This is a genomic window from Bradyrhizobium sp. SUTN9-2 (assembly GCF_003122645.1).
GTDB classification, from domain to species: Bacteria; Pseudomonadota; Alphaproteobacteria; order Rhizobiales; family Xanthobacteraceae; genus Bradyrhizobium; species Bradyrhizobium yuanmingense.
This window is the reverse complement of sequence record NZ_LAXE01000001.1, coordinates 6,581,114-6,584,952: the sequence shown is the minus strand read 5'-3', so window position 1 is coordinate 6,584,952 and position 3,839 is coordinate 6,581,114. Positions and strand designations below refer to the sequence as shown.

Sequence of the window (3,839 nt, the reverse complement as noted above, 5' to 3'; positions counted from 1 at the left end):
CACCATGCGACGCGTTACGGCGTGCCTACACTTCCCTTCGGCTCAAGAACGCCAGCCGCTCGAACAGATGCACGTCCTGCTCGTTCTTCAGCAGCGCGCCGTGCAGCGGCGGAATCAGCTTGCGCGGGTCGCGTTCGCGCAGCTGCTCGGCGCTCATGTCCTCGTTGAGCAGCAGCTTGAGCCAGTCGAGCAGCTCCGAGGTCGACGGCTTCTTCTTCAGGCCCGGGACCTCGCGCACCTCAAAGAAGATGCGCAAGGCTTCCTCGACCAGGCGCTTCTTGATGCCGGGGAAGTGCACGTCGATGATGCGGCCCATCGTGTCGGCATCGGGGAACTTGATGTAGTGGAAGAAGCAGCGGCGCAGGAACGCGTCGGGCAGCTCCTTCTCGTTGTTGGAGGTGATCATCATGATCGGGCGCTGCTTCGCCTTGATCGTCTCGCCGGTCTCGTAGACATGGAATTCCATGCGATCGAGCTCGAGCAGGAGGTCGTTCGGAAATTCGATGTCGGCCTTGTCGATCTCGTCGATCAGGAGCACCGGGCGCTGCTCGCTGGTGAAGGCGTCCCACAGCTTGCCCCGCTTGATGTAGTTCCGGATGTCGGACACGCGCGCATCGCCGAGCTGGCTGTCGCGCAGGCGCGACACCGCGTCATATTCGTAGAGGCCCTGCTGCGCCTTGGTGGTGGACTTGATGTGCCAGGTCAGCAGCGGCGCGTTCAGCGCCTTCGCCACTTCCTCCGCCAGCACCGTCTTGCCGGTGCCGGGCTCGCCCTTCACCAGGAGCGGGCGCTCGAGCACGATCGAAGCATTGACGGCGACCTTGAGATCGTCGGTCGCAACATAGTCCTTGGTGCCGGTAAATTTCATCGCGCGTCCTTGTTGGTCGTCGCCGCAACGCATTGCCAGTATCAATGGCCTCGGTCACGACAAGCGAACGGCCGCTCGCGGCGGCCGTTCCTGGTTCGGTCAGGCTTTCAGACCCGTTTTATCAGCGAAAGGATGACGAGCACAATCACCGCGCCGATCGTGGCATCGACGATGGCGCCGATTGTGCCCGTTGCCAGCTGGATGTGCAGCTGTGGCAGAACCCAGCTCGCCACCAGCGCGCCGATGATGCCGACGACGATGTTGCCGATCAGCCCAAATCCCGCCCCATGGACAATCTTGCCCGCAAGCCAGCCGGCGATGGCACCGATGATCAGCGCTGCGAGAATTCCCATTGCAAACGTCCCCCAAACAACCCCTCATTGTCGCCAATTCTAGAGCAAAAAGCCTGCCGGTCCAGCGTCCCGCGACGGTCTGCGCCCCTTGACGTTCGCCACCCGACGGGCAATCTGTCACCCATGTTCCTGCAATTCTTCACCTCTCTGCGCGATGCGCAGGTCCCCGTGACGCTGCGCGAATACCTCACGCTGATGGAGGCGCTCGACGCTGACCTTGCGGACTATACGGTCGAGAATTTCTATTACCTGTCGCGCGCCTCGCTGGTGAAGGACGAGCGCAACCTCGACAAGTTCGATCGCGTCTTCGGCACGGTGTTCAAGGGGCTGGAAAGCCTGCTCGAGGCCATGGACAAGGCGGAGATCCCCGAGGAGTGGCTGAAGAAGCTCGCCGAGAAATACCTGACCGAAGAAGAGAAGAAGCAGATCGAGGCCATGGGCTGGGACAAGCTCATGGAGACGCTGAAGAAGCGCCTCGAGGAACAGAAGGGCCGCCACCAGGGCGGCAGCAAATGGATCGGCACCGCCGGCACCTCGCCGTTCGGCGCACACGGCTATAACCCCGAAGGCGTGCGCATCGGCCAGGAGAAGAACCGCAACAACCGCGCCGTGAAGGTGTGGGACAAGCGCGAGTTCAAGGATCTCGACGGCAATGTCGAGCTCGGCATCCGCAACATCAAGGTGGCGCTGCGGCGCCTGCGCAAATTCGCCCGCACCGGCGCGCCCGACGAGCTCGATCTCGACACTACCATTCGCGAGACCGCCAATCACGGCTATCTCGACGTGCACATGCGCCCCGAGCGGCGCAATGCGGTGAAGCTTCTGGTGTTCTTCGATATCGGCGGCTCGATGGACGCGCATATCGAGCAGGTCGAGGAGCTGTTCTCGGCGGCGAAGAGCGAGTTCAAGCACATGGAGTATTTCTACTTCCACAACTGCCTCTATGAGGGCGTGTGGAAGCAGAACAAGCGCCGCTTCACCGACCGCACGCCGACCTGGGATGTGCTGCACAAATACCCGCACGACTACAAGGTCGTGTTCGTCGGCGATGCCTCGATGTCGCCTTACGAGATCATGGTGCCCGGCGGCTCGGTCGAGCACGTCAACGAGGAGCCGGGCTCGGTCTGGCTCGACCGCATCATCCGCACCTATCCGCATACGGTGTGGCTGAACCCGGTGCAGCAGAAGCACTGGGACTATTCGGAATCCACCACCATCATCAAGCGCATCTTCGCCAACCGGATGTATCCGATCACGATCGAGGGGCTGGAAGCCGCGATGAAGGAATTGACGCACTAGCGCCCGCCGTCATTCCGGGGCGATGCGCAGCATCGAGCCCGGAATCCATCGGGCCGCAGCGCGTGTAGAGAAATGGATTCCGGGCTCGCGCTGCGCGCGCCCCGGAATGACAAGAGGGAGAACCATATGCCCCAGACCATCACCCGCGGCATCAAGGCGCTGATCGACGAGGCCAATGCCGAGATCGAGACGCTCACAGCCAAGGACGCGATCGAGATCTCCAAGAACGGCGACGTCGTCATCGTCGACATCCGCGATCCCCGCGAGATCGAGCGCGACGGCCGCATCCCCGGCGCCTTCGCCTGCACCCGCGGCATGCTCGAATTCTGGATCGACCCGCAGAGCCCGTACGCAAAACCGATCTTCCAGGAAGACAAGAAGTTCGTGTTCCACTGCGCCGGGGGCTTACGCTCCGCGCTCGCCGCCAAGACCGCGCAGGACATGGGCCTCAAGCCCGTCGCCCACATCGCCGGCGGCTACGCCGCCTGGCGCGATGCCGGCGGGCCCACGGAGAAGTGGGAGCCGAAGAAGAAGGGGTGACCCCTCTCGTCATTCCGGGGCGCGACGAAGTCGCGAGCCAGGAATCCATTCATCCGCCGACTCTGCCGCGCGATGGATTCCGGGCTCGCGCTACGCGCGCCCCGGAATGACCGCAAGGAAAAGCCCATGACCACCGCCACCGACCCCCTCGTCTCCACCGAATGGCTCGCCGCTCACGTCGGCGATGCCAACCTCAAGATCCTCGACGCCAGCTTCAAGCTGCCGGGCGTGCTGCCGCTGCCGAAGGACGATTATCTCGCCGCGCATCTGCCGGGCGCCGTGTTCTTCGACGTCGATGCGGTGTCGGATCATTCCAACCCGCTGCCGCACATGTTTCCGAGCGCCGAGCAGTTCGGCCGCGACGTCGGCAATCTCGGCATCTCCAACGCGGACACCGTCGTGCTCTATGATGCCGGCGGCTGGGTCGCAGCGCCGCGTGCGTGGTGGATGTTCCTGTCCTATGGCCACAGCAACGTGCGCATCCTCGATGGCGGTCTGAAGAAGTGGCGCACTGAGGGACGCGCGACCGAGAGCGGCGAGGTCAAGCCGAAGCCGACGACCTTCACGGCGAGCTATGACGCAAACCGCGTGCGCAGCATGCAGCAACTGATCGCCAATGTCGAAAGCCGCAACGAGCAGGTGATCGACGCGCGCGCCGCCGATCGCTTCGAAGGCCGCGCGCCCGAGCCGCGCCCGGGCATCCGCTCCGGTCACATCCCCGGCGCCCGCAACGTGCCCTACAATCTGCTGTTCGACGCCGCGACCGGCGAGATGAAGCC

General features: G+C 63.6%; 5 protein-coding genes. 3 read left to right on the top strand and 2 right to left on the bottom strand.

The window, feature by feature from the left end; genetic code table 11:
• Positions 1–25 precede the first annotated feature (25 nt).
• On the bottom strand, positions 26–868 hold the full coding sequence (locus XF30_RS30560; RefSeq protein WP_036013181.1) for an AAA family ATPase: 843 nt from the start codon (positions 866–868) through the stop codon (positions 26–28).
• Between the two features lie 107 nt (positions 869–975).
• Complete coding sequence (locus XF30_RS30555) at positions 976–1,221, bottom strand: GlsB/YeaQ/YmgE family stress response membrane protein (protein WP_036028526.1); 246 nt, start codon at positions 1,219–1,221, stop codon at positions 976–978.
• Positions 1,222–1,344: 123 nt separating this feature from the next.
• Here XF30_RS30555 and XF30_RS30550 point away from each other — a divergent pair, with 123 nt between their 5' ends.
• The 3 genes from XF30_RS30550 to XF30_RS30540 form a co-directional block, all read left to right on the top strand.
• The gene (locus XF30_RS30550) at positions 1,345–2,520 is read left to right on the top strand and encodes a vWA domain-containing protein (protein ID WP_036042143.1); all 1,176 of its coding nucleotides are present in this window, start codon (positions 1,345–1,347) and stop codon (positions 2,518–2,520) included.
• Between the two features lie 126 nt (positions 2,521–2,646).
• Entirely contained in the window at positions 2,647–3,060 is a 414-nt protein-coding gene (locus XF30_RS30545; protein ID WP_028179894.1) for a rhodanese-like domain-containing protein, read from the top strand.
• A 126-nt stretch (positions 3,061–3,186) separates the two neighbouring features.
• Positions 3,187–3,839, top strand: a 653-nt coding sequence (locus XF30_RS30540; protein ID WP_109145911.1) for a sulfurtransferase, incomplete at its 3' end; no start/stop codon positions are given.

Bases quoted from the DNA above. Each gene is read 5' to 3' on its own strand.
- XF30_RS30555 (WP_036028526.1), bottom strand. From the start codon at position 1,221: ATGGGAATTCTCGCAGCGCTGATCATCGGTGCCATCGCCGGCTGGCTT.
- XF30_RS30560 (WP_036013181.1), bottom strand. From the start codon at position 868: ATGAAATTTACCGGCACCAAGGACTATGTTGCGACCGACGATCTCAAG.
- XF30_RS30545 (WP_028179894.1), top strand. From the start codon at position 2,647: ATGCCCCAGACCATCACCCGCGGCATCAAGGCGCTGATCGACGAGGCC.
- XF30_RS30550 (WP_036042143.1), top strand. From the start codon at position 1,345: ATGTTCCTGCAATTCTTCACCTCTCTGCGCGATGCGCAGGTCCCCGTG.